This window comes from Psychrobacter sp. FME5 (assembly GCF_014861375.1).
Classification (GTDB): domain Bacteria; phylum Pseudomonadota; class Gammaproteobacteria; order Pseudomonadales; family Moraxellaceae; genus Psychrobacter.
The window spans coordinates 1-1,227 of sequence record NZ_RRYX01000232.1 but is presented as its reverse complement, the minus strand read 5'-3'; the positions used below and the strand labels follow the sequence as shown (position 1 = coordinate 1,227).

The 1,227-nt window shown below is 36.0% G+C and carries 2 protein-coding genes; both read left to right on the top strand.

Annotation, left to right across the window (positions count from 1 at the left end; translation table 11 throughout):
- Positions 1-157: 157 nt before the first annotated feature.
- Positions 158-781, top strand: coding sequence for a DUF1819 family protein (locus EI161_RS14420; protein ID WP_192529965.1), 624 nt, complete (start codon positions 158-160; stop codon positions 779-781).
- Positions 778-1,188: a BREX protein BrxB domain-containing protein gene (locus tag EI161_RS14415; protein WP_192529962.1), complete on the top strand. Its 411-nt coding sequence runs from the start codon at positions 778-780 to the stop codon at positions 1,186-1,188. The genes EI161_RS14420 and EI161_RS14415 overlap by 4 nt, the downstream gene beginning before the upstream one ends.
- Positions 1,189-1,227 lie beyond the last annotated feature (39 nt).

Genomic DNA, 1,227 nt, shown 5'->3' with positions numbered 1-1,227 from the left:
TTCTATGTCAATTATGGCTATGTCTGATGCCAGCATACTTTTTAGAACACCACCGTACTATTAAATGCTTGTCACATATTTAAAACATATGACAGAGCAGCACCTTATTTTGATATGATTACAAAATTTACTGATCTTATTGGAGGCAGTTAATAAAATGACTGATAATGCTAAGCGTGCAGTAGATATGCAAGACTATCTGGGCGACCTGATTGGAGGTAGTCTACTGATTACAGAAACAAGAATTATCGCAGAGTCTCTTCTTAAAAAGTTACCTGAAGATGAGTTGAGATCTTTGATAGTAGAGCAAAATATTCTACAGAAGAAGTCTGATAAAACCTCTAGCCGTTATATGAGAGCAATCCGAAAGCGAATTGAGGGATTGGGTGATGAGTTCATGCAGTCGTTGTTGACTGCGACAGATAGAGCTTATATTCAACTGTTATTGGTTGCTGTAATGATCAACTCTCCAATAGTTGAAGACTTTATGAGATTAAGTCTAGCAGAGGCAAAAAGAACTTATAAACCAAACTTACCCCGCGATGCCTGGAGTGAGTTCATTGATACACAGGTTTTAAAGTATCCAGATTTGCTTAGATACTCAGAATCAACTATAAAAAAATTGGGTAGTAATGTAATAAAAATATTAGTTGATAGTGATTATCTAAGCGATAGTCGTAAACGCGAGATATATCCTGTATATCTACTGCCAGAAGTAAAAGAGTGGCTTCTACGCCTCAATAGAGGCGATTTGATAGAGGTTATGGAGTGTACTGTATGAAGGCATTACAACGTCGATTAGATTTGATATTTGATAGGATTGAAAGTCCTAAATTTCTAAAGAATGATGGCCTGGGTAATGAAATCGGGTTTTGGGTTTTTGACTACCCAGCTAAGCATGAAATACTGGTTCGTGAAAATTTAGAGTCAATAACGAAAAAGCTAGAAAATCGTAAGTACAAATTTGAGCACTTAAATATATTTGAAGTTCTTATATCTATATTAGAGGAGCGTGGAATTTTTGATCGTGCATGCCAGCGCGAGAAAAAAGTAGGCATAGATGCTATTAAGAAGACGCTATCTGGACCGCTTAGCCAAGAGAAAGTTGCAAAATTTATTGCTAGTAAGTACAAGCTTGATGAGTTAGATTTTTTAATATTGTCTGGTTTAGGTGTAGTGGTCAACTAATTTAGGACACCTGATAAGAGGTTTTTGTTAAAGTAGCGT